Here is a 21,627-nt window from a genome sequence, read left to right as displayed (position 1 = left end):
GTGCCGCTGATGACCTGTGGCATCAGCGAAGAAAGCAGACGAAATGTCTCACCTGCTCGACTCCGTCGACTCCGCGTCGCTGCGCACCGACGTCCCGGCCTTCCGCCCCGGCGACACCGTCAACGTCCACGTGCGCGTCATCGAGGGCAACCGCTCCCGTGTGCAGCAGTTCAAGGGCGTCGTGATCCGCCGCCAGGGTGCCGGCGTGCGCGAGACCTTCACGGTCCGCAAGGTCTCCTTCTCCGTCGGCGTCGAGCGCACCTTCCCGGTGCACACCCCGATCGTCGAGAAGATCGAGCTCGTCACCAAGGGTGACGTCCGCCGCGCCAAGCTGTACTACCTGCGCGAGCTGCGCGGCAAGGCCGCGAAGATCAAGGAGAAGCGCGAGAGCTGATCTCGCGCCGGAGTCCGCGCGGGGGCCGGATAGCATCTGGCCCCGATGGACACCGAAGCACAGCCGACGGAGCGCGACCGCTCCTCCCGCCCTTCCGACACCGAGGACTCCTCGGCTGCGACGGGGCCGGAGGACCGGTCGCGCTTCGCGTTGGTGGCACGGCTCGCGGACTGGCTGCCCGGCGGGCGGTTCACCCTCACCCTGTTCCTCTGTCTGCTGTTCCTGCTGCTGTTCAGCAGGTTCGTGATGCAGCCCTTCGAGATCCCCAGCGGGTCCATGGAGCGCGGATTGAGGATCGGGGACCGCGTTCTCGTAAATAAGTTGGCGTACCGTTTCGGTGCCGAGCCGCGGCGCGGCGATGTTGTCGTGTTCGACGGAAGTGGGTATTTCGGGGACGCGGAGTACATCAAGCGCGTTGTCGGTGTGGGGGGAGACCACGTGGTCTGCTGCGACAAGGAGGGGAGGCTCCAGGTGAACGGCCGGTCGGTCGACGAGTCGACATACCTCCATCCCGGAGACAGCCCGTCGACGGTCCGTTTCGACGTCGTCGTCCCCGACGGGGGACTGTTCGTCCTCGGCGACCACCGCAGCGACTCCAGCGACTCCCGCGACCACCTCGGCTCCCCGGGCGGCGGCATGATCCCCGTGGGCGAGGTCCTCGGCCGCGCCGACTGGATCCTGTGGCCCTTCGACCACGCCACCCGCCTCGTCCGTCCCGACGTCTACGCGCGTGTGCCGGCCGCGGAGGGCGCCCATGGGTAACCGCGGCAAACCGCGCGGCGCCCCCAGCAGCCCCGCGGAGAACCTGCTGCCCACGGGCACCCGGCGGGCGAGCGGCCCGGCCGGCGGACGCACGCGCGCGGAGCGCCGCAAGCTCCAGCGCAAGGTCAAGCGGCGCCGCAGGCGCTCCGCCGTCAAGGAGATCCCGCTCCTCGTGGGCGTCGCCGTCCTGATAGCCCTGGTGCTCAAGACGTTCCTCGTCCAGGCCTTCGTGATCCCGTCGGGCTCCATGGAGCAGACGATCCGGATCGGGGACCGCGTCCTGGTCGACAAGCTCACCCCGTGGTTCGGCTCCAGGCCGACCCGGGGCGACGTCGTGGTCTTCCGCGACCCCGGCGGCTGGCTCCAGGGCGAAGCGGCCGCGCAGCAGAAGGACGACCCCGTCGTCGTCAAGCAGCTCAAGGAGGGCCTGACCTTCATCGGCCTGCTGCCGTCCGACGACGAGAAGGACCTCATCAAGCGCGTCGTCGGCGTCGGCGGCGACCGCGTCAAGTGCTGCGACGCCCAGGGGCGCGTCACCGTCAACGGCGTCCCCCTGGAGGAGGACTACCTCTTCCCCGGCAACGCCCCCTCCACGACGCCCTTCGACGTCACCGTGCCCGAGGGGCGGCTGTGGGTGATGGGCGACCACCGCTCCAACTCCGCGGACTCCCGCTATCACCAGAGGAAGGGCAACAGTGGCACCGTCTCCGAGGACGAGGTGGTCGGCCGGGCCGTGGTCATCGCCTGGCCGCTGGGCCACTGGAGCACCCTCGACGAGCCGAAAACGTACGCCTCCGTGGCCGACCCGGGGGCCGCGTCGACCGCCGCCGCCGAGGCGTCGCATAGGGTTGCACCTGACCACCCGGCAAGAGATCCGGCAATCGAACCGGAAAGTTTGATTCAGCTCCCGACCCCTGCGGAACTCCCGCTCGTTATGGGAGTGGTGGGCCTGCGTCGCGGATGGGGCAGGCAGCGGCAAGGAGTGAGGAGTTGGCGTGGGGGATGTGGCGGTAGGCGCACGGTCCGGGCACGACGGCGAGGATCACCGCGGACGCTCCGTGGAGTCGGCCGTCCAGGCCTCCGGCGGCGCCGTGACCTCCGGGAGTGGCGGGAGCGGCTCCGGAGCGGGCGAGGACGACAGGGTGACGGGCGAGCAGACCAGGACCGACGACCAGGGGCCGGACAGGCCGGCCGGTAGGCAGAAGAAGCCCCGCTCCTTCTGGAAGGAGCTGCCCATCCTGGTCGGCATCGCGCTGGTTCTCGCGCTGCTGATCAAGACGTTCCTGGTGCAGGCGTTTTCCATCCCCTCCGACTCGATGCAGAACACCCTCCAGCAGGGCGACCGCGTCCTGGTGGACAAGCTCACCCCGTGGTTCGGCTCGGAGCCCGAGCGCGGCGAGGTCGTCGTCTTCCACGACCCCGACAACTGGCTGGCGGGCGAGCCGACGGCCGACCCGAACGCGCTCCAGAACTTCCTCAGCTGGATCGGCCTGATGCCGTCCGTCGAGGAGAAGGACCTGATCAAGCGGGTCGTCGGGGTCGGCGGCGACACCGTCGAGTGCAAGGGCACCGGCCCGCTCAAGATCAACGGCAAGGCGCTCAACGAGGAGTCGTACGTCTACCCCGGCAACACGCCGTGCAGCATGGACGACCAGGGCGGCCAGTTCAAGGTGAAGGTTCCCGAGGGCCACGTCTGGGTCATGGGCGACCACCGGCAGAACTCCCGCGACTCCCGCTACAACCGGTCGGACAAGAACGGCGGCATGGTCCCGGTCAAGGACGTCGTCGGACGGGCCATCGTCGTGGCCTGGCCGGTCAACCGCTGGGACACGCTGCCCGTGCCGGACACCTTCGAACAGGACCTGACGGCCGCGGCGCCCGCCGCCCTGTCGGTCGCGCCGCAGGGCCTCGCCCTCGTCGGCGTCGTGCCGCTCGCGCTGTGGCGCCGCAAGCGCCTCGCGGTGGAGCGGACCCGCTGACGCGCTGACCCCGCCGGTGCCGGGCCGACGTCGGCCGAGCCGGCCGGTGTTGGCCGACGCGGGGTCGGGCCGGGCGACCCTACGGGGCGCCGGGCCGTGCTGATCGTGCCGGGCCGGGCCGTCTCGGTCGTGCCGCGTCGTGCCGGGTCGTGCCGGGTCGTGCCGGGCCCGGTGAAGCCCTCGTGGAGCCTGGCCCCGGTCCCGGCCCAAGGGCTGACCGGGTCAGGTACCGCCGGGTAGGGTGCGGATCCATGGGTGGTCAGAGCACGACACGCACGGCCCCGCGCAGCGGCGGCACGAACAGCGGCCCGGCGGGCAGCCGGACCGGGCAGGTCCTGTCCGGTCTGGCGGTGGCGCTGGGCCTGGTGCTGTTCCTCGGAGGATTCGCCTGGGGAGCGGTCGTCTACAGGCCCTACACCGTGCCCACCACCTCGATGACGCCCTCCATCGGCGCCGGCGACCGGGTGCTCGCCCAGCGCGTGGACGGCGCCGACGTGCGCCGCGGCGACGTCGTCGTCTTCAAGGACGCCACCTGGGCCAACGTGCCGATGCTCAAGCGCGTGGTCGCCGTCGGCGGCGACACCGTGGCCTGCTGTCAGGACGGCAAGCTCAAGGTCAACGGCAAGGTGATCGACGAGCCGTACCTCGCCGAGGGCGACGCGGCCGGGGCCGCCAACTTCCCGACGGTGACCGTGCCCAAGGGCCGGCTGTTCCTGCTCGGTGACGAACGCGGCAACTCCGTCGACTCCACCGCCCACCTCACGGACGCCGCGAACGGCACCGTCGCGCGCAGTGCCGTCGAGGGCCGCGTCGACGCCGTCGTCTGGCCCATGAACGGCATGCTGGAGCGGCCCACCGGCTTCGAGACCCTCGGCAGCCTCTCGACACCGGGGCCGCTGCGCACGATGGGCGTGGCCGTCCTGGGCGGCGCCGTGCTGGTGCTCGGCGGGGCGGCGTACGGGCCCCTCGCCAACCGGCGGGCCGCCTCGCGGGCGCGAGCGAGGACGGAGTCGGCCGGTGCCCGCTGAGGCGACGGACGCGAGCGACCACCACGCCCCCGCGGGCGGGCTGCGCAAGGTGGCCCGGGTCGTCCTGCTCGATCCGCAGGACCGCATCCTGCTGCTGCACGGCCACGAGCCCGACGATCCGGCCGACGACTGGTGGTTCACGCCCGGCGGCGGTGTCGAGGGCGACGAGACACGTGAAGAGGCCGCCCTGCGGGAACTCGCCGAGGAGACCGGCATCACCGAGGTCGAGCTCGGCCCGGTGCTCTGGCGTCGGACGTGTTCCTTCCCGTTCGCCGGACGCCGCTGGGACCAGGACGAGTGGTACTACCTGGCCCGCACGGCCCGTACGCCCGGGGTGGCGCTCCAGGCGCCGGGCCTGACCGAGCTGGAGCGGCGCAGTGTCGCCGGAGCGCGCTGGTGGACGTGTCAGGAACTGGCCCGGGCACATGAGACGGTGTATCCGACGAGACTCGCCGAGCTGCTGCGCACGTTGCTCGACGAAGGTCCTCCGGCCGGACCCGTGACCCTTGACACCGAAATCGTCTAGGGGTTCCCGGGGCTGGCGCACAATGGTGGGACCGCACGGCTGAAGGGGAACATGCCATGAGCGCCGAGGACCTCGAGAAGTACGAGACCGAGATGGAGCTGAAGCTCTACCGGGAGTACCGCGATGTCGTCGGTCTGTTCAAATACGTGATCGAGACCGAGCGGCGCTTCTACCTGACCAACGACTACGAGATGCAGGTGCACTCGGTCCAGGGCGAGGTGTTCTTCGAGGTGTCCATGGCGGACGCCTGGGTCTGGGACATGTACCGGCCGGCGCGCTTCGTGAAGCAGGTCCGGGTGCTGACGTTCAAGGACGTGAATATCGAGGAGCTCAACAAGAGCGACTTGGAGCTGCCGAGCGGCTGATGTCCGTCGTCCGTCGTCCGTCGTCCGGTGGCCGTCGCCCGGCGCGGCCGTCGCCCGTCGCCCGGCGGTCCGCGTTCGGCAGAGGCCCGCAGTTCCCCCACACGGGTGATGGAGTTTTCCACATCGCGGTGGTCCGTCCACCAAGATCACCAGGCTCGCTGAGCCGCCCGCACTGTTGGCGCCGGAGGTGGTGCCGACATGAACGCACGAGGTGCGATGGGCAAGTACGGCGAGAGTCTGGCCGCGCGGCGGCTGACCGAGGCCGGCATGACGGTCCTGGAGCGCAACTGGCGCTGCGGCAGGACCGGTGAGATCGACATCGTGGCCCGGGACGGGGACGTCCTCGTGGTGTGCGAGGTGAAGACCCGCAGGGGAGGCGCCTTCGAGCACCCCATGGCCGCGGTGTCCCCGGAGAAGGCGGCGCGGCTGCGGCAGCTCGCCGAGCGCTGGATCCACACCCACGGCGGAGCACCGCCGGGAGGCGTCCGCATCGACCTGGTCGGCGTGCTGCTCCCGCAGCGCGGCGCGGCCGTCGTGGAGCACGCGCGGGGGGTGGCCTGATGGGTTTCGCCCGTACGTGCTCGGTGGCCCTCGTCGGTGTCGAGGGCGTCGTCGTGGAGGTCCAGGCCGACCTCGAACCAGGCGTCGCGGCGTTCACGCTGGTCGGACTGCCCGACAAGAGCCTCTCCGAGAGCCGCGACCGGGTGCGGGCCGCGGTGGTGAACTCGGGAGCGACCTGGCCGCAGAAGAAACTCACGGTCGGCCTGAGCCCGGCGTCCGTCCCCAAGAGCGGCAGCGGCTTCGATCTCGCTGTAGCCGCAGCGGTCCTGGGAGCGTCCGAACGCATCGACCCCCGCGTCCTCGCCGACATCGTGATGATCGGGGAACTGGGCCTCGACGGGAGGGTGCGGCCGGTGCGGGGCACCCTGCCCGCCGTGCTGGCCGCGGCGGACGCCGGGTACGAACAGGTCGTCGTGCCGGAGTGCGCAGCGGCGGAGGCCTCGCTGGTGCCGGGGGTGTCGGTCCTGGGCGTCCGCAGCCTGCGGCAACTGATCGCCGTCCTCGCCGACGAACCCGTGCCCGACGAGGAACCGGACGAACCGGGCCGCCCCGACCCGCTCCTCGCCGGTCTGCGCGTCCCCGGCACGGGAGCCGCCACGGGTATGCACAGCGCGGGCGCGGCCCAGCACGACCAGGGCCACGACCTCGCCGACGTCGTGGGCCAGACCTCGGCACGCACGGCCGTGGAAGTGGCCGCCGCCGGTGGACACCACCTCTTCCTCGCAGGCCCACCGGGCGCCGGAAAGACGATGCTCGCCGAACGGCTGCCCGCCGTCCTGCCCCCGCTCGGCAGGGAGGAAGCGCTCGAAGTGACCGCGGTCCACTCGGTGGCGGGCCTGCTGCCCCCTGGCAAACCCATGATCGACACCGCCCCCTACTGCGCCCCGCACCACTCGGCGACGATGCAGTCCCTGGTCGGCGGCGGCCCCGGCATCGCACGGCCCGGGGCGGTCTCGCTCTCCCACCGAGGAGTGTTGTTCCTCGATGAGGCGCCGGAGTTCAGCAGTCACGCGCTCGACGCCCTGCGCCAGCCCCTCGAAGCGGGTTACGTCGTCATCGCGCGCAGCGCCGGCGTCGTGCGCTTCCCGGCGAAGTTCCTGATGGTGCTCGCCGCCAATCCATGCCCCTGCGGCCGGTTCTCCCCGCGGGACGACTCCTGCGAGTGCCCGCCCTCGGCGATCCGCCGCTACCAGGCCAGACTGTCCGGCCCACTGCTCGACCGCGTCGACCTCCGCGTCGAGGTGGACCGCGTCACGCGCTCCGAGCTGGCCAGCCCCGGCACCCGCGGCGAGTCCACCGCCACCGTGGCCGACCGGGTACGGGCAGCCCGGGAGCGGGCGACGGCGCGGCTGGCCGGCACTCCCTGGCGCACCAACAGCGAAGTGCCGGGACGCGAACTGCGCAGCCGCTGGCCGGCCGCGCCCGGCGCCATGGACGAGGCCGAGCGGAGCCTGGAGCGCGGCACGCTCACCGCCCGGGGCATCGACCGGGTCCTGCGGGTCGCCTGGACCGTCGCGGACCTCGTCGGACACGACCGGCCGGACACCACCGACGTCGCCCTCGCGCTGCAACTGCGCACCGGCGTGCCCCGAGGCGTGCCCATGGCCATCGGCGCGCTGACGTGAGCGCCGGGCACACCCCGGCCGGTGACCTGCTCGACCGCGTCTTCCTCACCCGGGTCGTCGAACCCGGCGACGAGATCGGCGGGCGATGGGTCCGGGAGTTCGGGGCGGGGGAGGTGGCGCGGAGACTGCGGCAGGGGGCGCCGCCCTTGCCTGGGGTGAGCGGGAGGCGCTGGGCGGGGCTGCTCGCGCGGGCCGGGCAGGCCGACCCCCGCCGGGACCTCGCCGTGGCCGGTGAGGCAGGCGTGCGCTTCGTGCGACCCGGCGAGGCCGAGTGGCCCGGCCAGCTCGACGACCTCGGTGACGCCCGCCCCCTGGGGCTGTGGGTGCGGGGCCGGCCCAGCCTGCGGATGTGGGCGCTGAAGTCCGTCGCCGTCGTCGGCGCCCGCGCCTGCACCGAGTACGGCGCCCACATGGCCGCGAGCCTCGCCGCCGACCTGGCGGGACGCGGCTGGGTCGTCGTCTCCGGCGGGGCCTACGGCGTCGACGGCGCCGCCCACCGGGGCGCTCTCGGCGCCGGCGGCGCCACCGTCGCCGTCCTGGCCTGCGGCGTCGACCGCCCCTATCCGCGCGGCCACACCCAACTGATCAACAGAATCGCCGAACAGGGACTGGTCGTGGGCGAGTTGGCGCCGGGTGAGCATCCGACGCCGAGCAGGTTCGTGCTGCGCAACCGCGTGATCGCCGCACTCACCCGCGGCACCGTCGTCGTGGAGGCCGCACACCGCAGCGGCTCACTCGTCACCGCGCGCGCCGCCCAGCGGCTCGGGCGCCACACGATAGGGGTACCCGGACCGGCCACCAGCGGCCTCTCGGCGGGCGTGCACGAACTCCTGCGCGGGGACGCCGTCCTCGTCACCGACGCCGCGGACGTCATCGAAATGGTCGGCGACATCGGCGACCTCGCACCCGACCGGCGGGGCCCCGTACTGCCCCGTGACCTGCTGGAACCCCGCGCCCGCCAGGTCCTCGCCGCCCTGCCCGCACGCCGCGGCGCCACGGCGGCCGAGATCGCGCGCGGCGCGCAGACGACCGAGGACGACGCCATCGCGAGACTGTACGAACTGCGAGCACTTGGATACGTCGAACGACATGACGACAGCTGGAAGTTGACACGCCAGGCCGTGATCTCGGTCCGCGGCGGCCCGCGCCGCTCCTGACACAGCGTGTTCGGCCGTCCGGGGGAACGCCGACACCCTTGGGAATTGCCGCAGTTGGCGCATCGCGGAAATCACGCACAGCGATCACCGTGACCCCGGGGAGCGCCTTGCGGAACGTATCTGCGCACCCCCGCCGCGGCCGCCTTCGCACACCGCGACACTTCAGTCACGCTACGCTCACGAGGATTCCGACGCAGAAGGCAACTCGACATCAGAGCGACAGCTCACCCAGGTACCACCACTCCACAGCAGAACGGCACAAGGCGACGAATGCCCCAGCACACCTCCGGGTCCGACCGGGCGGCCATCCCCCCAGCCGCCCGCGACGGTGGCAGCGTGCGGCCGCCCGCTCCCTCGACGCTCGACGAACTGTGGCGGTCGTACAAGGCGACCGGGGACGAGCGGCTGCGGGAGCAGCTCATCCTCCACTACTCGCCGCTCGTGAAGTACGTCGCGGGACGGGTCAGCGTCGGCCTGCCTCCCAATGTGGAACAGGCCGACTTCGTCTCGTCCGGCGTGTTCGGACTGATCGACGCGATCGAGAAGTTCGACATCGACCGGGAGATCAAGTTCGAGACGTACGCGATCACCCGGATCCGCGGCGCCATGATCGACGAACTGCGGGCGCTCGACTGGATCCCGCGCTCGGTGCGGCAGAAGGCGCGCAACGTCGAACGCGCCTACGCGACCCTGGAGGCGCGGCTGCGGCGGACGCCCTCGGAGACCGAGGTCGCCACCGAGATGGGCATCGCGGTGGACGAACTGCACGCGGTTTTCAGCCAGTTGTCCCTGGCCAACGTGGTCGCGCTGGAGGAGCTGCTGCACGTCGGCGGTGAGGGCGGCGACCGGCTCAGCCTCATGGACACGCTGGAGGACACCGCCGCCGACAACCCGGTCGAGGTGGCCGAGGACCGGGAGCTGCGGAGATTCCTCGCGCGGGCGATCAACACGCTGCCCGACCGGGAGAAGACCGTCGTCACGCTCTACTACTACGAGGGCCTCACGCTCGCCGAGATCGGCAACGTCCTGGGTGTGACCGAGAGCCGTGTCAGCCAGATCCACACCAAGTCGGTGCTGCAGTTGCGGGCGAAGCTGGCGAGTTTCGGCCGCTGACGGGCCGGCCCCCTCGGTCGTCGAGTGCCGGCCGGCTGCCGGAAGAGGACAGCATGGCCGGTGAGTCTCCCGCCGGGGGTGGTCCCTCCGTAAGCTGGACGGCGTGCCAAGGATTCGAGCGGCCTCCGTGGCCGAGCACCGGTCGATGCAGCGAGCCGCCCTGCTGGACGCGGCACGCTCCCTGCTGTCCGAGGGCGGGACGGAGGCGCTGACCTTCCCGGCCCTCGCCGAGCGCACGGGGCTCGCGCGCTCGTCCGTGTACGAGTACTTCCGCTCGCGTGCCGCCGTGGTCGAGGAGCTGTGCCAGGTCGACTTCCCCCTCTGGGCGGCCGAGGTCGAGGCGGCGATGGGCCAGGCCGACGAGGCCGAGGCCAAGATCGAGGCGTACGTCCGCAAGCAGCTCGAACTCGTCGGGGACCGGCGGCACCGGGCCGTCGTGGCGATCTCCGCGAGCGAACTGGACGCCGGGGCGCGGGAGAAGATCCGGGCGGCGCACGGCGGGCTGATCGCCATGATCGTCGAGGCACTGGGGGAGTTGGGCCACGCGGAGCCGCGGCTGGCGGCGATGCTGCTCCAGGGGATCGTCGACGCGGCGGTGCGGCGCATCGAACTGGGGGCGGCGGAGGAGCCGGACGTCGTGACGGAGGCGGCGGTGTCGATGGTGCTGCGGGGCGTGCGCGGCTGACGGGCGTCCGAGCGCCGGGCGCCCGGCGCTGATGCCCGGACGCCGGACGTCGAGGGCCTGGGCCTCCGCGTTACTCCGGTAGAGGCACTCCGAGCACCGGCAGGAGCCTCGGCGGCGCGTCCCCCGCCAGCCAGGGCGGGAGGAGCGGCAGCGGGTTCAGGTACGCCTCGCCTCTGCGCAGGCCCCAGTGCAGGCACGCGGGCCCGCCGCAGTGGGCGGACCGGTCCAGCGTGCCCAGGACTTCGCCGGCCGCGACCTCGGTGCCCTGCCGCACCGACGGCAGCACGGGCTCGTACGTCGTGCGCAGCGGGGGAGAGCCCGTGCCCGCCAGCTCCACCGACACCACTCCGCGTCCGGCCACCCGGCCCGCGAAGGACACCCGGCCCGGGGCGACGGCCCGTACGGGCACGCCCACCGGGGACGCCAGGTCCACGCCCCGGTGGCCACGGCCGTACGGCGTGGCGGGCGGGTCCCAGCCGCGCAGGACCGTGGGGCGCGGGCCCACCGGCCAGACCCGGGCCACGGCGGGTACTCCCGGGTCGCCCCGATTGTCCGGGCCGGGCGGGGCTGCCGGGTCCGGCCGGGGCGAGTCGGGCGCTGCCGGGGTCGGGGCCGGGGACGGCGGTGACGTAAGCGCCGTCGTCGTCGCCGTGTCTGCGGTCCCCTCGTCCGCGGTCCCCTTGTCTGCCGTCCCCGTGTCTGCCGGCGTCCGCCCATGCGCGGACGGAGCGACCCGCACCGGCGCCTGCACCCCCGCCGGGCCACTCGCCCATGCCGCCCTCGCCCATCCCGTCCCCGTCCCTGCGGCCCCCGCCCAGACCACCCCCGTCAACACCGCCGCCGCCAGCGCCCACAGCAGGCCCGCGCCCGGCCACCGCCACCCGTATCGCCTCGTTCGCATGTCAGGAACCGTGCCGCATGATCGGTGGGCGGTGCCCCGGCCTGTGGACAACCGTCCCGTTGTGGGTATCGGCGTCACCCGCTGCCTCCCGGGTCCCGTACACTTCTGGTGGCGATCCGGGTCACCGGGTCGACTTCGCACGCCCCGACACCGGGGCCCGGCGCGAGCCGGTGTCCAGGTGTCAGCGCCCCTCGGTCCTTCGCGGCACGGCGCATCGCGGGCGTCAGGCGCGGAAGCCGTCCGGTTTCCGCGGCACAACCGAGAAACACAAGGAGAGCGGCCATGGCCGTCGTCACGATGCGGGAGCTGCTGGAGAGCGGCGTCCACTTCGGTCACCAGACCCGTCGTTGGAACCCGAAGATGAAGCGCTTCATCTTCACGGAGCGCAACGGCATCTACATCATCGACCTGCTCCAGTCGCTGTCGTACATCGACCGCGCCTACGAGTTCGTCAAGGAGACCGTCGCCCACGGCGGCACGGTCATGTTCGTCGGTACGAAGAAGCAGGCGCAGGAGGCCATCGCCGAGCAGGCGACCCGCGTCGGCATGCCGTACGTCAACCAGCGCTGGCTGGGCGGCATGCTCACCAACTTCTCGACCGTCTACAAGCGTCTGCAGCGCCTCAAGGAGCTCGAGCAGATCGACTTCGAGGACGTGGCCGCCTCCGGCCTCACCAAGAAGGAGCTGCTCGTCCTCTCCCGCGAGAAGGCCAAGCTGGAGAAGACCCTCGGCGGTATCCGCGAGATGCAGAAGGTGCCCAGCGCCGTCTGGATCGTGGACACCAAGAAGGAGCACATCGCGGTCGGCGAGGCCCGGAAGCTCAACATCCCGGTCGTCGCCATCCTCGACACCAACTGCGACCCCGACGAGGTCGACTACAAGATCCCGGGCAACGACGACGCGATCCGCTCCGTCACCCTGCTCACCCGCGTGATCGCGGACGCCGTCGCCGAGGGCCTCATCGCCCGCTCCGGTGTCGCGACCGAGGGCAAGGGTGAGAAGGCCGCGGGCGAGCCGCTCGCCGAGTGGGAGCGCGACCTGCTCGAGGGCGAGAAGAAGGCCGAGGAGGCCCCGGCCGCCGAGGCTGCCGCCCCCGCCGCCGAGGCCGAGGCCGAGAAGCCCGCCGAGACCGAGGCCCCCGCCGAGGCTCCGGCCGCCGAGGCCGAGCAGGCCTGACCCGTCAGCGTCGGTGTTGACGGCGGGAGCGGTGACATGAAGTCCGCTCCCGCCGTTCACCCGTAGGTCAGCGGCGAGTCGCGCATCCGCAGCTACATGTGGATCGCAGACCGCGCAGATCTTCGATCTTCCAGACTCCAGAAAGACTCACAGACTCATGGCGAACTACACCGCCGCCGACGTCAAGAAGCTCCGCGAGCTCACCGGCGCCGGCATGATGGACTGCAAGAAGGCGCTGGACGAGGCCGAGGGCAACGTCGAGAAGGCCGTCGAGGCGCTCCGTATCAAGGGCCAGAAGGGCGTCGCCAAGCGCGAGGGCCGCTCCGCCGAGAACGGCGCCGTCGTCTCGATCATCGCCGACGACAACTCCTCCGGTGTCCTGGTCGAGCTGAAGTGCGAGACGGACTTCGTCGCCAAGGGCGAGAAGTTCCAGTCGGTCGCCACGACCATCGCCGAGCACGTCGCCAAGACCTCCCCGGCGGACCTCGAGGCGCTGCTCGCCTCCGAGATCGAGGCCGGCAAGACCGTCCAGGCGTACGTGGACGAGGCCAACGCCAACCTGGGCGAGAAGATCGTCCTGGACCGCTTCGCGCAGTTCGCCGACGGCTACGTCACGGCGTACATGCACCGCACGATGCCCGACCTGCCGCCGCAGATCGGTGTCCTCGTCGAGCTCGACAAGCCGAACGCCGAGATCGCCAAGGGCGTCGCCCAGCACATCGCCGCCTTCGCGCCGAAGTACCTCTCCAAGGAGGACGTGCCGGCCGAGGTCGTCGAGTCCGAGCGCCGCGTCGCCGAGGAGACCACCCGCGCCGAGGGCAAGCCCGAGGCCGCCCTGCCGAAGATCGTCGAGGGTCGCCTCAACGGCTTCTTCAAGGACGCCACGCTGCTCGGCCAGCCGTACGCGCTCGACAACAAGAAGTCCGTCCAGAAGATCCTGGACGAGGCCGGTGTCACCCTGAAGCGCTTCACGCGGATCAAGGTCGGCATCTGAGTCCGTACCGCGACCGGCGCCCGGCCCCTATAGGGTCGAGTGCAGTCGGCCATGTCGCCCGCGGAGGCCACTTCGCGCGCGCGTGGCGCGGGCGACAGCAGATCTGACGAGGAGGCCATTGCCGAGCATGGGATGCGAACCACGCCCCACCGGCAATGGCCTTCTTCGTATGTGCGACACGTAAAAGAGGCGAGATCCCATGAGCACCAAGGCCCAGAAGAGCGACGACGGCAAAGTACCCGGCCGGTTTCTGCTGAAGCTGTCCGGAGAGGCCTTCTCCGGCGGCGGGGGCCTCGGGGTCGACCCCGACGTGGTGCACGCCATCGCCCGTGAGATCGCGGCGGTCGTCCGCGACGGAGCACAGATCGCGGCGGTCATCGGCGGCGGCAACTTCTTCCGCGGCGCCGAACTCCAGCAGCGCGGCATGGACCGGGCCCGCTCCGACTACATGGGCATGCTCGGCACCGTCATGAACTGCCTCGCCCTCCAGGACTTCCTGGAGAAGGAGGGCGTGGACTGCCGCGTGCAGACCGCGATCACCATGGGGCAGGTCGCCGAGCCGTACATCCCGCTGCGGGCCGTGCGCCACCTGGAGAAGGGCCGCGTGGTGATCTTCGGCGCCGGTATGGGCATGCCGTACTTCTCCACCGACACGACCGCCGCGCAGCGCGCCCTGGAGATCGACGCCGAGGCGCTGCTGATGGGCAAGAACGGTGTCGACGGGGTCTACGACTCCGACCCGAAGAAGAACCCCGACGCGGTCAAGTTCGACCACCTCGACTACGGCGACGTCATCACCCGCGACCTGAAGGTCGCCGACGCCACCGCGGTCACCCTGTGCCGCGACAACAAGCTCCCGATCGTCGTCTTCGAGCTTCTGTCGGAGGGCAATATCGCGCGCGCGGTCAAGGGTGAGAAGATCGGCACGCTTGTGGGTGACGAAGGCAGCCGGGACTGACCGGCCGGGGGATGGACAATGTCCTGCCGGTCGGGAACCGTGCAGGAAGAAGACGCGACGCAGCCGGCCGCCGCCCTGACAAGGAACCGCAGCCGGGCCTACTCAAGACACGCAGGAGCAAGTGGTGATCGAAGAGACCCTCCTCGAGGCCGAGGAGAAGATGGAGAAGGCCGTCGTGGTCGCCAAGGAGGACTTCGCCGCGATCCGTACCGGTCGTGCGCACCCGGCGATGTTCAACAAGATCGTGGCCGACTACTACGGCGCGCCGACGCCGATCAACCAACTGGCCTCGTTCTCCGTGCCCGAGCCGCGCATGGCCGTGGTGACGCCGTTCGACAAGAGCGCGCTGCGCAATATCGAGCAGGCCATCCGCGACTCCGACCTGGGCGTCAACCCGAGCAACGACGGCAACATCATCCGGGTGGTGTTCCCCGAGCTCACCGAGGAGCGCCGCCGCGAGTACATCAAGGTCGCCAAGGGCAAGGGTGAGGACGCCAAGGTCTCCATCCGCTCCGTGCGCCGCAAGGCCAAGGACGCCATCGACAAGCTGATCAAGGACGGCGAGGTCGGCGAGGACGAGGGCCGCCGTGCGGAGAAGGAGCTCGACGACACCACCGCGAAGTACGTCGCCCAGGTGGACGAGCTCCTGAAGCACAAGGAAGCGGAGCTGCTCGAGGTCTGATGAACGACTCTTCCTGGGGCGCGCCGCCACAAGCCGGGTACCCGCCGCACGCGGGACAGTGGGGGCCCACCGACCGGGGCCCCGCCCAGGGACACGCCTACGGGCATGTCCAGGGAACAGCCCCGGCGGGTCCCTCGTACGATGCGCATGACGCGCAGCAGACTCGTCCCATGCCCATCGTGCCCGACGTACCCGATCACGGCGGAGACCAGGATGACGACCGGGGGGCCGCTCGGCTGGGCGGCCCCTTGTTCCGCGACGAGACGCCGCAGGCACACCCGTACGGGGAGGTGCCGCAGAATCCGGAGCCCATGCCCGACGCCCCGCAGCCGGCGCCGAAGCCGCAGAAGAAGAGCGCGGGACGTGACCTGGGTGCCGCGATAGGGGTTGGTGTCGGGCTCGGCGCGGTCATCGTCGCGTCGCTGTTCGTCGTCAAGGCCGTGTTCGTGGGCGTCGTCGCGGTCGCCGTGGTCGTCGGGCTGTGGGAGCTGACGAAGCGGCTCGACGAGCGCAGGGGCATCAAGGCGCCACTCGTGCCGCTGGCGATCGGCGGCGCGGCGATGGTCGTCGCGGGCTACGTACGCGGTGCCGAGGGCGCCTGGGTCGCCATGGCGCTGACGGCGCTGGCGGTGCTGGTGTGGCGCATGACGGAACCGCCGGAGGGCTACCTCAAGGACGTCACCGCGGGCGTCTTCGCGGCGTTCTACGTGCCGTTCCTGGCCACGTTCGTCGCGATGATGCTCACCGCCGACGACGGGGCGTTCCGCGTCCTGACGTTCCTGCTGCTGACCGTCGTCAGCGACACGGGCGCGTACGCGGTGGGCTGGCGCTTCGGCCGGCACAAGCTGGCGCCGCGCATCAGCCCCGGCAAGACCCGCGAGGGTCTGCTCGGCGCGGTGACGTTCGCGATGGTGGCGGGCGCGCTGTGCATGGAGTTCCTGATCGACGACGGCGCCTGGTGGCAGGGCCTGCTGCTCGGCCTCGCGGTCGCTGCCAGCGCGACGCTCGGCGACCTCGGCGAGTCGATGATCAAGCGGGACCTCGGCATCAAGGACATGGGCACGCTGCTGCCGGGCCACGGCGGCATCATGGACCGCCTGGACTCCCTGCTGCCGACGGCGCCGGTGGTGTGGCTGCTGCTGGTGCTGTTCGTCGGGTCGGGCTGACGCCCGCCGGACGAGCCGGGCACCTGTCCGGCCCCTGCGCAACCGATCGACGAGGCCCGTCGTCCGTACAGGACGGCGGGCCTTGGTCATGGGCCCGCGGACGTCCGCAAGGGGGAGAGAGCGACGATGAGCAGGACCACGAGACCGTGCCGGACCTGCGGGGCGGCCGTACGGCAGCCGCGGTTCCGTCTGCGCAGACGGAAGTGGAAGTACTGCCGCGCGCATCGCAGCGGGTGGCTGGCCGACATCTTGGAGGCGCTGTTCACGTAACGGGCCGGGAGGGCGCCGGGGCGGGGCAGGCAGGTCACCCCAGTCGATCTGCGACACTGGTACAGCCATGCCTAAGCCCGGAGAACTCACTTTCGTTGCCCCGCGCGGAGCCAAGAAGCCGCCGCGGCACCTTGCCGATCTCACGCCCGCCGAGCGCAAGGAGGCGGTCGTGGAGGTCGGTGAGAAGCCGTTTCGCGCCAAGCAGCTCTCGCAGCACTACTTCGCGCGGTACGCGCACGACCCGGAGCAGTGGACCGATATTCCGGCCGCCGCGCGGGCGCGGCTTCAGGAGGCGTTGCTTCCCGAGCTGATGACCGTCGTGCGGCATCTGTCGACCGACCAGGGGACCACGCGCAAGACGCTGTGGCGGCTGTTCGACGGGACGCTCGTCGAGTCGGTGCTGATGCGGTACCCGGACCGGGTCACCATGTGCATCAGCTCCCAGGCGGGCTGCGGGATGAACTGTCCGTTCTGCGCGACCGGGCAGGCCGGTCTCGACCGGAATCTGTCCACCGCCGAGATCGTCCATCAGATCGTCGACGGGATGCGGGCGCTGCGGGACGGAGAGGTGCCGGGCGGGCCGGCGAGGCTCTCCAACATCGTGTTCATGGGGATGGGTGAGCCGCTCGCCAACTACAACCGGGTCGTCGGCGCCATCCGGCGGCTCACCGATCCCGAGCCCGACGGGCTCGGACTGTCGCAGCGGGGGATCACCGTGTCGACCGTCGGGCTCGTGCCGGCGATCAACCGGTTCTCCGACGAGGGCTTCAAGTGCCGGCTCGCGATCTCGCTGCACGCCCCCGACGACGAGCTGCGCGACACCCTCGTGCCGGTGAACACCCGGTGGAAGGTCCGGGAGGTGCTGGACGCCGGGTTCGAGTACGCGGCGAAGTCCGGGCGGCGGCTGTCCATCGAGTACGCGCTGATCCGGGACATCAACGACCAGGCCTGGCGGGGTGACCGGCTCGGACGGCTGCTCAAGGGGCGGCCCGTGCATGTCAATCTGATCCCGCTGAACCCGACGCCCGGCTCCAAGTGGACCGCCTCGCGGCCCGAGGACGAGAAGGCGTTCGTCGAGTCCATCGCCGCGCACGGTGTGCCGGTGACGATCCGGGACACCCGTGGACAGGAGATCGACGGGGCGTGCGGTCAGCTCGCCGCGACCGAGAGGTAACCTGACCCGCGTAAGAACATCTTCATATTCCGACAGGGGAGCGCCACAGCGCTGAGAGTGCGGCACCGGCCGCAGACCCTCCGAACCTCGCCCAGGTCATTCTGGGTAGGGAGATCGGTCATCACTCGAGCTGTTGCGCCCTGCCCGCGCACCCCAGGGGTTCCGGGCAGGGCCGCGTCTCTTCCTGGTCAACCCCAGGAGGAATTCAGTGGGAATCACCAACAGGCGTCCGACCGCGACGCGGTTCACGGCCGTCGTTGTCGGGCTCGGCCTGGTCGGCGGGCTCGCCGCCTGCGGCTCGTCCGACGACGAGCAGGGCGCGTCCGGCTCGCCCAAGACCGTCACGCTCGTCAGCCACGACTCGTGGGCCGCGTCGAAGGACGTCGTCGCCGCCTTCGAGAAGGAGTCCGGCTACCAGGTCAAGGTCCTCAAGGACGGCGACGCCGGCACCGCCGTCAACAAGGCCATCCTGACCAAGGACAACCCGCAGGGCGACGTCTTCTTCGGCGTCGACAACACCCTGCTGTCCCGCGCCCTCGACAACGGCCTCTTCCAGCCGTACGAGGCGAAGGACTCCGGGGAGATCCGCCCCGAGTACCGGGCCGACGGGGACAAGCACCGCGTCACGCCCGTCGACACCGGCGACATCTGCGTCAACTACGACAAGGAGTGGTTCGGCAAGCGCAAGCTGACCCCGCCGTCGTCGTTCGAGGACCTGGTCAAGCCGCAGTACAAGGATCTCCTCGTCACCGAGAACGCCTCCACCTCCTCGCCCGGCCTCGGCTTCCTGCTCGGCACCGCCGCCGAGTACGGCGACGAGGGCTGGCAGGACTACTGGAAGAAGCTCAAGGCCAACGGCGTGAAGGTGGTCGACGGCTGGGAGCAGGCCTACAACGAGGAGTTCTCCGGTTCGGCCGGCGGCAAGAAGGCCAAGGGCGACCGGCCGCTCGTCGTGTCCTACGCCTCCTCGCCGCCCGCCGAGGTCGTCTTCGCCGACCCGAGGCCCGAGACCGCGCCGACCGGCGTCGCCGAGGGCACCTGCTTCCGGCAGGTCGAGTACGCCGGGCTGCTGAGCAACGCCAAGAACGCCGAGGGCGGCAAGGCGCTCCTGGACTTCCTGATCGGCAAGCGGTTCCAGGAGGACATGCCGATGAACATGTTCGTGTACCCGGTGCGTGAGGGCGCCCAGGTGCCGGAGGAGTTCACGGAGTTCGGGCCGCAGGCCGAGGACCCCCGGACCCTGGAGCCGGCGAAGATCGCCGAGAACCGTGACCAGTGGGTCAAGTCGTGGACCTCGCTCGTACTGAAGTAGGCCGGGCCGCCGCACGGCGACGCGGGAACGCGGCGCGGCTGGGGCTGATGGCCCTGCCCGTCGCGTTCTTCGCCGTGTTCTTCGCCCACCCCGTCGCCGCGATCGTCGCGCGCGGGCTGCGGACCGACGCGGGCTGGCACCCCGGGCGGATCACGGACGTGCTGGCCCAGTCGGACGTGCGGCACGTCCTGTGGTTCACCAGCTGGCAGGCGCTCGTCTCCACGGCGCTCACGCTCCTCGTCGCGCTCCCCGGCGCGTACGTCTTCGCCCGCTTCGAGTTCCGGGGCAAGCAGTTCCTGCGCGCGCTGGTCACGGTCCCGTTCGTGCTGCCGACGGTCGTCGTCGGTACGGCGTTCCTGGCGCTCGTCGGCCGCGGCGGGCTCCTGGACGAGCTGTGGGGCGTTCGCCTCGACACCACCGTGTGGGCGATCCTGCTCGCCCACGTGTTCTTCAACTACGCCGTCGTCGTACGGACCGTGGGCGGGCTGTGGGCCCAGCTCGACCCGCGTCAGGAGGAGGCCGCGCGGATGCTCGGCGCCTCCCCGCTGCGGGCCTGGCGGCAGGTCACCCTGCCCGCCCTCGCGCCCGCCGTGGCCGCCGCCGCCCTCATGGTCTTCCTGTTCACCTTCACCTCGTTCGGCGTCGTCCAGATCCTCGGCGGGCCCACCTTCTCGACGCTGGAGGTCGAGATCTACCGGCAGACGTCGGAGATCTTCGACCTGTCCACGGCGGCCGTCCTGACGATGATCCAGTTCGTGGCCGTCGGCGCGATCCTCGCCCTGCACGCCTGGACCGTGCGCCGCCGTGAGACCGCGCTGCGGCTGGTCGACGCCTCGGTCACCGCCCGGCGCCCGCGCGGCGCGGGGCAGTGGGCGCTGCTGGCCGGCGTCGTCGCCACCGTCGCCGTGCTCCTCCTGCTGCCGCTCGCCGTATTGGTGCAGCGCTCCCTCGACGCGGACGCATCCGGCTACGGGTTCGGCTACTACCGGGCGTTGACCAGCGAGGACGGCGGAGTGTTCCTCGTCCCGCCGATCGAGGCCATCGGCAACTCCCTCCAGTACGCCGTCGCCGCCACCGTCATCGCCGTGGTGATCGGCGGCCTCGCCGCCACCGCGCTGACCCGGCGGGACGCCGGGGCGTTCGTGCGCGGCTTCGACGCGCTGCTGATGCTGCCGCTCGGCGTGTCCGCCGTGACCGTCGGCTTCGGGTTCCTCATCGCGCTCGACGAGCCGCCGCTCGACCTGCGGTCCTCCTGGATCCTCGTGCCGCTCGCCCAGGCCCTGGTCGGCGTCCCCTTCGTCGTACGGACCATGCTGCCCGTGCTGCGCGCGGTGGACGCGCGGCTGAGGGAGGCCGCCGCCGTGCTCGGGGCGTCGCCGTGGCGGGTGTGGCGCGAGGTGGACCTGCCCCTGGTGCGCCGGGCGCTGCTGATCGCGGCCGGGTTCGCGTTCGCCGTGTCCCTCGGGGAGTTCGGCGCGACCGTGTTCATCGCCCGGCCCGACAACCCGACGCTGCCGGTCGCGGTGGCACGGCTGCTGGGCCGCCCCGGCGATCTCAACTACGGCCAGGCGATGGCCCTTTCGACGATTCTGATGGTCGTGTGCGCCGTCGCGCTGCTGGTGCTTGAGCGGCTGCGGACCGACCGGACCGGGGAGTTCTGATGCTGCTGAGCCTGGAAGCCGCGACCGTCCGCCTCGGTGGGCGGCCCGTCCTCGACGCGGTCGGCCTGGACGTCGCCGAGCACGAGATCGTGTGCGTCCTCGGCCCCAGCGGCAGCGGCAAGTCCACGCTGCTGCGCGCCGTGGCCGGACTCCAGCCACTGGACGCGGGACGGGTGTCGCTGGACGGGCGCGACCAGGCGGGGGTGCCCGCGCACCGGCGCGAGGTGGGGCTGATGTTCCAGGACCACCAGCTGTTCCCGCAGCGGGACGTCGGCGGCAACGTCGCCTTCGGGCTGCGCATGCACGGGGCGGACAAGGCCGAACAGCGCTCACGGGTTGCCGAGTTGCTGGAACTCGTCGGGCTGCCGGGCGCCGGCCGCCGGGCGGTCGCCTCGCTGTCCGGCGGTGAACAGCAGCGGGTCGCGCTCGCCCGAGCCCTCGCGCCCCGGCCGCGGCTCCTCATGCTCGACGAACCCCTCGGCCAGCTCGACCGGTCGCTGCGCGAGCGGCTCGTCGTCGAACTCCGGGAGCTCTTCGGCCGGTTGGGCACCACCGTGCTCGCCGTGACCCACGACCAGGGCGAGGCGTTCGCACTCGCCGACCGGGTCGTCGTCATGCGGGACGGACGGATCGCCCAGTCCGGTACGCCTCTTGAGGTGTGGCAGCGGCCGGCCGACGCCTTCGTCGCCCGCTTCCTCGGCTTCGACAACGTGACCGACTGCGTGGTGACCGGGGAGGCCGCGGACACGCCGTGGGGCAAGGTGCCCGTCCCGGCGGACGCCCCGCAGGGCCATCGCACGCTGCTCGTGCGGCCCGCCGGGGTACGCCTGGTGCCCGCCGCCGACGGCCTGCGCTGCGCGGTGGTCGCCCGCACCTTCAAGGGCACCCACGTCGCCGTACGGCTCCGGCCGGAGAACGCGCCGCGCCTCGAAGCCGCGTGCGCGCTGCGGTCGGCGCCGGAGGTGGGGGCGGAGGTCGGCGTGGAGTTCGACGCGGCCGAGATCGTGGTCCTCGACGGCGGGCCGTCCGGGGGCGCGTCGCCGATCGGCAAGGAATAGACGCCCCCGGCACGCCCGTACGGCAGTGGGAAACGCCGAACGGCCCGCCCCCGAAGGAACCGGGGACGGGCCGTTCGCGT

22 protein-coding genes are annotated in these 21,627 nt (G+C 71.5%); 21 read left to right on the top strand and 1 reads right to left on the bottom strand.

What is annotated here, in order from left to right:
• Nucleotides 1-43 precede the first annotated feature (43 nt).
• From rplS to ACZ7D7_RS27500, 12 genes are all read left to right on the top strand, one after another.
• Entirely contained in the window at nucleotides 44-394 is a 351-nt protein-coding gene (rplS, locus tag ACZ7D7_RS27555; protein ID WP_470827740.1) for a 50S ribosomal protein L19, read from the top strand.
• Between the two features lie 45 nt (nucleotides 395-439).
• Nucleotides 440-1,156: a signal peptidase I gene (gene lepB / locus ACZ7D7_RS27550; RefSeq protein ID WP_470827739.1), complete on the top strand. Its 717-nt coding sequence runs from the start codon at nucleotides 440-442 to the stop codon at nucleotides 1,154-1,156.
• Entirely contained in the window at nucleotides 1,149-2,354 is a 1,206-nt protein-coding gene (gene lepB, locus ACZ7D7_RS27545; protein WP_470827737.1) for a signal peptidase I, read from the top strand. The genes lepB (ACZ7D7_RS27550) and lepB (ACZ7D7_RS27545) overlap by 8 nt, the downstream gene beginning before the upstream one ends.
• Nucleotides 2,299-3,135: a signal peptidase I gene (gene lepB / locus ACZ7D7_RS27540; protein ID WP_470827736.1), complete on the top strand. Its 837-nt coding sequence runs from the start codon at nucleotides 2,299-2,301 to the stop codon at nucleotides 3,133-3,135. The genes lepB (ACZ7D7_RS27545) and lepB (ACZ7D7_RS27540) overlap by 56 nt, the downstream gene beginning before the upstream one ends.
• Nucleotides 3,136-3,386: 251 nt before the next feature.
• Entirely contained in the window at nucleotides 3,387-4,163 is a 777-nt protein-coding gene (gene lepB / locus ACZ7D7_RS27535; RefSeq protein WP_470827735.1) for a signal peptidase I, read from the top strand.
• Nucleotides 4,153-4,689 (top strand): NUDIX hydrolase, encoded by a 537-nt coding sequence (locus ACZ7D7_RS27530; RefSeq protein WP_470827733.1) that lies wholly within the window; start codon nucleotides 4,153-4,155, stop codon nucleotides 4,687-4,689. Before lepB (ACZ7D7_RS27535) ends, ACZ7D7_RS27530 begins: the two co-directional genes overlap by 11 nt.
• Nucleotides 4,690-4,745: 56 nt before the next feature.
• The gene (locus tag ACZ7D7_RS27525; RefSeq protein WP_003993268.1) at nucleotides 4,746-5,054 is read left to right on the top strand and encodes a DUF2469 domain-containing protein; all 309 of its coding nucleotides are present in this window, start codon (nucleotides 4,746-4,748) and stop codon (nucleotides 5,052-5,054) included.
• A gap of 198 nt (nucleotides 5,055-5,252) precedes the next feature.
• Nucleotides 5,253-5,615, top strand: coding sequence for a YraN family protein (locus tag ACZ7D7_RS27520; RefSeq protein ID WP_470827732.1), 363 nt, complete (start codon nucleotides 5,253-5,255; stop codon nucleotides 5,613-5,615).
• Nucleotides 5,615-7,240, top strand: coding sequence for a YifB family Mg chelatase-like AAA ATPase (locus ACZ7D7_RS27515; RefSeq protein WP_470827730.1), 1,626 nt, complete (start codon nucleotides 5,615-5,617; stop codon nucleotides 7,238-7,240). Before ACZ7D7_RS27520 ends, ACZ7D7_RS27515 begins: the two co-directional genes overlap by 1 nt.
• Nucleotides 7,237-8,397 (top strand): DNA-processing protein DprA, encoded by a 1,161-nt coding sequence (gene dprA / locus ACZ7D7_RS27510; protein WP_470827729.1) that lies wholly within the window; start codon nucleotides 7,237-7,239, stop codon nucleotides 8,395-8,397. The genes ACZ7D7_RS27515 and dprA overlap by 4 nt, the downstream gene beginning before the upstream one ends.
• 270 nt (nucleotides 8,398-8,667) lie before the next feature.
• On the top strand, nucleotides 8,668-9,510 hold the full coding sequence (gene whiG, locus ACZ7D7_RS27505) for an RNA polymerase sigma factor WhiG (protein WP_470827728.1): 843 nt from the start codon (nucleotides 8,668-8,670) through the stop codon (nucleotides 9,508-9,510).
• Nucleotides 9,511-9,637: 127 nt separating this feature from the next.
• Nucleotides 9,638-10,195, top strand: coding sequence for a TetR/AcrR family transcriptional regulator (locus ACZ7D7_RS27500; RefSeq protein ID WP_470827917.1), 558 nt, complete (start codon nucleotides 9,638-9,640; stop codon nucleotides 10,193-10,195).
• Between the two features lie 70 nt (nucleotides 10,196-10,265).
• Here the strand turns inward: ACZ7D7_RS27500 and ACZ7D7_RS27495 are convergent, their stop codons facing one another.
• On the bottom strand, nucleotides 10,266-10,718 hold the full coding sequence (locus tag ACZ7D7_RS27495) for a murein hydrolase activator EnvC family protein (protein WP_470827726.1): 453 nt from the start codon (nucleotides 10,716-10,718) through the stop codon (nucleotides 10,266-10,268).
• 660 nt (nucleotides 10,719-11,378) lie between these two features.
• On the opposite strand from ACZ7D7_RS27495, the gene rpsB reads away from it, so the two are divergent.
• The 9 genes from rpsB (at nucleotide 11,379) to ACZ7D7_RS27450 (ending at nucleotide 21,547) form a co-directional block, all read left to right on the top strand.
• On the top strand, nucleotides 11,379-12,272 hold the full coding sequence (rpsB, locus tag ACZ7D7_RS27490) for a 30S ribosomal protein S2 (RefSeq protein ID WP_470827725.1): 894 nt from the start codon (nucleotides 11,379-11,381) through the stop codon (nucleotides 12,270-12,272).
• Between the two features lie 157 nt (nucleotides 12,273-12,429).
• Nucleotides 12,430-13,266, top strand: coding sequence for a translation elongation factor Ts (gene tsf / locus ACZ7D7_RS27485; RefSeq protein WP_470827724.1), 837 nt, complete (start codon nucleotides 12,430-12,432; stop codon nucleotides 13,264-13,266).
• A gap of 199 nt (nucleotides 13,267-13,465) precedes the next feature.
• Nucleotides 13,466-14,224 (top strand): UMP kinase, encoded by a 759-nt coding sequence (pyrH, locus tag ACZ7D7_RS27480; protein WP_470827722.1) that lies wholly within the window; start codon nucleotides 13,466-13,468, stop codon nucleotides 14,222-14,224.
• Between the two features lie 124 nt (nucleotides 14,225-14,348).
• Nucleotides 14,349-14,906 (top strand): ribosome recycling factor, encoded by a 558-nt coding sequence (gene frr, locus ACZ7D7_RS27475; protein ID WP_014675285.1) that lies wholly within the window; start codon nucleotides 14,349-14,351, stop codon nucleotides 14,904-14,906.
• Complete coding sequence (locus ACZ7D7_RS27470) at nucleotides 14,906-16,072, top strand: phosphatidate cytidylyltransferase (protein WP_470827721.1); 1,167 nt, start codon at nucleotides 14,906-14,908, stop codon at nucleotides 16,070-16,072. The genes frr and ACZ7D7_RS27470 overlap by 1 nt, the downstream gene beginning before the upstream one ends.
• 337 nt (nucleotides 16,073-16,409) lie before the next feature.
• Nucleotides 16,410-17,516 carry a dual-specificity RNA methyltransferase RlmN gene (rlmN, locus tag ACZ7D7_RS27465; protein ID WP_470827720.1) on the top strand — a complete coding sequence of 369 codons (1,107 nt, stop codon included), beginning with the start codon at nucleotides 16,410-16,412 and terminating at the stop codon, nucleotides 17,514-17,516.
• Between the two features lie 208 nt (nucleotides 17,517-17,724).
• Nucleotides 17,725-18,828: a thiamine ABC transporter substrate-binding protein gene (locus ACZ7D7_RS27460; RefSeq protein WP_470827718.1), complete on the top strand. Its 1,104-nt coding sequence runs from the start codon at nucleotides 17,725-17,727 to the stop codon at nucleotides 18,826-18,828.
• 47 nt (nucleotides 18,829-18,875) lie between these two features.
• Nucleotides 18,876-20,489, top strand: a complete 1,614-nt coding sequence (locus ACZ7D7_RS27455) for an ABC transporter permease (RefSeq protein ID WP_470827717.1) — start codon at nucleotides 18,876-18,878, stop codon at nucleotides 20,487-20,489.
• A complete protein-coding gene (locus ACZ7D7_RS27450) occupies nucleotides 20,489-21,547 on the top strand; it encodes an ABC transporter ATP-binding protein (protein WP_470827716.1) in 1,059 nt (352 codons plus the stop codon). The genes ACZ7D7_RS27455 and ACZ7D7_RS27450 overlap by 1 nt, the downstream gene beginning before the upstream one ends.
• Nucleotides 21,548-21,627 lie beyond the last annotated feature (80 nt).

The sequence above is a fragment of the Streptomyces sp. NPDC037054 genome (assembly GCF_055606745.1).
Note: the sequence above shows the minus strand (reverse complement) of the source record. Positions and strands in the feature narration are given on the sequence as shown.